General features: G+C 71.9%; 5 protein-coding genes. 4 read left to right on the forward strand and 1 reads right to left on the reverse strand.

Features of this window, described 5'->3' with window-relative positions; all coding sequences use genetic code 11:
- The 4 genes from KS423_RS39975 to KS423_RS48255 form a co-directional block, all read left to right on the forward strand.
- Nucleotides 1-424, forward strand: a 424-nt coding sequence (locus KS423_RS39975; RefSeq protein ID WP_224284637.1) for an HRDC domain-containing protein, incomplete at its 5' end; no start/stop codon positions are given.
- Nucleotides 425-695: 271 nt separating this feature from the next.
- Entirely contained in the window at nt 696-1154 is a 459-nt protein-coding gene (locus KS423_RS39980; protein ID WP_224284638.1) for a hypothetical protein, read from the forward strand.
- Between the two features lie 171 nt (nt 1155-1325).
- Nucleotides 1326-1694, forward strand: a complete 369-nt coding sequence (locus tag KS423_RS39985; RefSeq protein ID WP_374120130.1) for a WhiB family transcriptional regulator — start codon at nt 1326-1328, stop codon at nt 1692-1694.
- Nucleotides 1691-2089: a hypothetical protein gene (locus tag KS423_RS48255; RefSeq protein ID WP_308020300.1), complete on the forward strand. Its 399-nt coding sequence runs from the start codon at nt 1691-1693 to the stop codon at nt 2087-2089. The genes KS423_RS39985 and KS423_RS48255 overlap by 4 nt, the downstream gene beginning before the upstream one ends.
- Before the next feature lie 123 nt (nt 2090-2212).
- Here KS423_RS48255 and KS423_RS39995 read toward each other — a convergent pair whose 3' ends face one another.
- Nucleotides 2213-3643, reverse strand: coding sequence for an AarF/ABC1/UbiB kinase family protein (locus KS423_RS39995; RefSeq protein ID WP_224284639.1), 1431 nt, complete (start codon nt 3641-3643; stop codon nt 2213-2215).
- Nucleotides 3644-4099: the final 456 nt, after the last annotated feature.

Genomic DNA, 4099 nt, shown 5'->3' on the forward strand with positions numbered 1-4099 from the left:
CGGCGCGCGCGGCGGGCGAGGAGGCGTCGAGCCGGGCGAGCGCTCCGCTGCGCGGCGGGTCCGCGGACCGGTCAAGTGCCGGGTCTGCGACAAGGCGCTCACCGAGGCCGTCGAGCGCAAGCTGCGCCGCTGCGAGAGCTGCCCGTCCACGATGGACGAGGGGCTGTACGAGCGGCTGCGCGAGTGGCGGGCCAGGCAGGCGAAGAAGCAGGGCGCGCCGGCCTACGTGGTGTTCACCGACGCCACGCTGATGGCGATCGCCGAGGACGTGCCCGCCGGCCGCCGGGAGCTGGCCGCCATCTCCGGGGTCGGCGCCATGAAGCTGGACAAGTACGGGGCCGCCGTGCTCTCGTTGTGTGCGGGGGAGGAGCCCGAGGAGGATCCGGACGGCGTCGAGGACGGCAGTCCGGTCGATCCGGCCTGAGCCGGTCCGGGCGCGGCCCCGGGGGCTGTCCGGGTGGCTTCGGAACCCGTTGTGTGACGTGCCGAAGAACTCGCGTGAAAAATAGTTTGCGCCACGTGCCGGGAGCGCAATAGCCTGCCGGAGCGGTCAAGGGGACGCGGTCGCACGGGGTGAAACCTGTGCCGACGCCCCTCGCCCGAGAGCTTCACCCAGAGCTTTACCGAGACAGACATCCGAACATTCGGAGCCAGGGAGACCAGGCTCCGCGAGACGCCGAGAGGAGGCGAAGACAGTGGGAAACATCATGATCACCAAAATGACTGGCCAGACCGTTGTCGCTGCCTCCTTGCGTGCCGCCCGCCTGCGGGCGCTCGCCGAGCTCGGTGGAACCGGTCTGGGTCTCGACACCACCGGTGTCTCCGTCGTCCCCGCTGTCAGTGGTCTTGGACACACTGATCTGTGCTTCACGGGCAGCAGGAGCGTCGACGGCACCTTTGTCGAGACCGGTCTGTCCCGTGACTGGGCGTCGTTCGGCACGTCGTGCTCCGTGCGCGACGAGCGACCGATCCAGGCACCGAAGGCGGCTGTAGCCGCCGCCATGCATGGCGGCTATGCGCAGGTCATCGGTGCCGGAAACACCCAGAAGCAGAACGAGCAGCAGATTAACCAGGCCAAGGCCGCCTTCGCGGGCGCCAAGGCCGTCCGGATGTGGGCCTTCCGCGGCCCTGAACCCTGGAGAGAACGAACCTGAGCCAACCTCAGGTCGGCACCTCCAGGGCCGCGGAACCCGTCACCACCGGGATCCGCGGCCCTTCTGTTTTGTCCGGTACGCAAGACCCCCCAGGCCCTCCGGGGCCTCCGGCCCAGCACCACCAGTCCCCTGGGCCGGAACCACTGAGAAAAGACGAGGAAGACGCCCACAGTGTCCACGGTCATCACACCGCCCACCCCGTCCGTACCGCCGACAAGCCAGATCACCAAGGCCGACCAGGCCGACCCCCCGGAGGTTCCTTCCATGCAGCTCAGCTCGATCGAGCAGGCCGAGTCCCTCGGTCTCCCCATCCCCTGCCGCGCCTTCGACCCCGAGGTCTTCTTCGCCGAGACGCCGGCCGACGTCGAGTACGCGAAGTCCCTCTGCGGCACCTGCCCGGTGAAGGACGCCTGCCTGGCCGGCGCCCTGGAGCGGCGTGAGCCGTGGGGCGTCTGGGGTGGCGAGCTGTTCGTCCAGGGCGTCGTGGTGGCCCGCAAGCGTCCCCGTGGCCGTCCGCGCAAGACCGAGGTCATGGCGTGAACCCCGCCGTCGAGGCCAGGGCCGTCCGCCGGGGAGAGCAGCCCCCGCTGGAAAGCGCCCTCCGCCGATCCGTGCGGATCGCCGCCGCCAAGGCCGATGCCGCAGCCCGCATCCCGTTCCCGAGCAAGCACCACGAGCAGGACCACGACATGAACCCCGCCGCCGTCGATCCCACCGCCCGCGCCGAGCAGGCCACCGAACTTCAGACCCAGAACAGGATCCTCGAGATGCAACTCCTCCACGAATCCCTGGCCCGTGCCCATATGCAAGACAGGCTGCACGAGGCCGAGAACCAACGGCTCGTCAGCCGGGTCGTCCGGGCCCGCAAGCTCAGGCAGCGCGCCGAGCGGGCCTCGATGCGGGCCCGCAAGGCGCTTGCCGTCGCGCTGATGTAGGGCCTGCCGGCCCGCAGGCCCGTCGTCGACAGGCCCTCGCCGGCTACGGTCCCACCCCCGTCGTGCCGCAGGCCGCTCCCCGTCGCCGGGGAGCGGCCTGCGGCCGTTGTCGCGGTGCCGGCGTCAGTCCTTGCGGACCCGGGCGGGCTCGGCGAACTCGGGGGCCGAACGGGCCTGACGGGCCGGCTGAGCGGGCTTGGTGGGCTTGGTGGGCTTCGCCGACGGGTGCTCGGCGAACTCGGGCAGCCACTCCAGCATCTCCGTGCGGAACGGCGCCTTGGCACCCAGCTGGCAGAGCACCCCGATGGTGCTCAGCGTCACCCGGTGGATCAGCAGGTACGCCGGCGGCAGGTTCAGCTGCTTGCCCAGGTTGTAGGCGGGCGAGCGCGGATCGGCGATCCGGGCCGCCTGGGCGCGCATCCAGTGCCGGGTGAAGTGGAAGTTCTCCACCGCGGCCGGCTCGATGATCGGCAGCAGGTAGTCCAGCACCGCATCCGGATCCAACCGGATCGAGGGCTTCACGAAGCCCTCCGTGCGCAGCATCCGGAGCACGCCCGTCGCGTCCCCGGCCAGCGCCATCCGCAGCGAGGCCCCGATCGGCGCGGGAAGCCCGCCGGGCAGTCGGTCCACGGTGCCGAAGTCCAGCACGCCCAGCCGCCAGCCCGACACCGGGCCGTCGTCCTTCAGCAGCCGGAAGTTGCCCGGGTGCGGGTCCGCGTGCAGCAGACCGGTCCGGGACGGGCCGGCGAACAGGAACCGGGCCAGCAGCTGCCCGGCGCGGTCGCGCTCCTCCTGGGTGCCGTCCGTGATCACCTCGGCCAGCGGGGTGCCGCCCATCCACTCGGTGACCAGCACCTGGTCGGCCTGCGCCACGACGCCCGGCACCACGATGTCCGGGTCGCCCGTGAACTCCTCGGCGTGCCGGCGCTGGGCCTGTGCCTCCAGCTCGTAGTCCAGCTCCTCCGAGACGCGCTCGCGCAGCTCGGTGATCAGCGGCTTGATGTCCAGCCCGGGGATCAGCGGGCCCAGCAGCCAGGCCACCCGGCTCAGCTGCGAGAGGTCCGAGAGCAGTGCGTCGCCCGCACCCGGGTACTGCACCTTGACGGCGACCGTGCGGCCGTCGTGCCAGACCGCCTTGTGCACCTGGCCGATCGAGGCGGCGGCCGCGGGCCGGTCGTCGAACTCGCGGAACAGCTCGCGCCAGTCGTCGCCGAGCCGCTGGGCGAGCGCGGTGTGCACCTTGGCGGCGGGCATCGGGGGAGCGGCGTCCTGGAGCTTGGTGAGCGCCGCCCGGTACGGCCCGGCGACCTCCTCGGGCAGCGCGGCCTCGAAGACGGACAGCACCTGCCCGAACTTCATCGCCCCGCCCTTGAGTTCACCGAGGACCTTGAACAGCTGGTCGGCGGTGGCCTGTTGGAGCTCGGCGGTGACCACCTCGGCGGAACGGCCGCCGATCCGCTTGCCCAGGCCGAGCGTGGCGCGGCCGGCTATCCCCAGCGGCAGGGCAGCGAGCCGTGCCGTGCGGGTCATTGCCTTGCGCGGAAGATCGCTCACCCGGGGCCTCCATTCCCTGGCCGTCCGGTTCCGGACGGCCGACCATCTCTACGCCATTGTGCCCGCTCCCCGACTCGGGTCGGCCGCTATTTCCCGGGCCCCCTCCCCCTCCCCCCACCCACCCTCGCCACCCACCACCCGCTCACCTGCCGCCACCCGCCGCCCGCCTCGTACCCGGAACGGTGGCTCCCGGTCGTCTGCCGGCCCGTGCCCTGCCCAGGGCAGGGCACAGGCCGTAGGAGGCCTCGTACCCCGCCCATGGGGCGTCGACCCCCGTCCGGGGTCCGTCGGGACCGCGGGCTCACCTGGCCATCGGCTCGTATGGCCGGGTGGGTGCCCGTGGTGCCGTGGGGAGGCCGAGAGGCTGCCGAGCCGTGCAGCCGCCGGGCCTGCTCCCGTCAGACTCGTTCCTCTTCTCCTCCTCCCCTCACCCCGGCGGCAGCGGCTGCCACAGGC

Origin of the sequence: Streptomyces sp. LS1784 (genome assembly GCF_020103755.1) — a bacterium.
In the GTDB taxonomy this organism is placed as follows: domain Bacteria; phylum Actinomycetota; class Actinomycetes; order Streptomycetales; family Streptomycetaceae; genus Kitasatospora.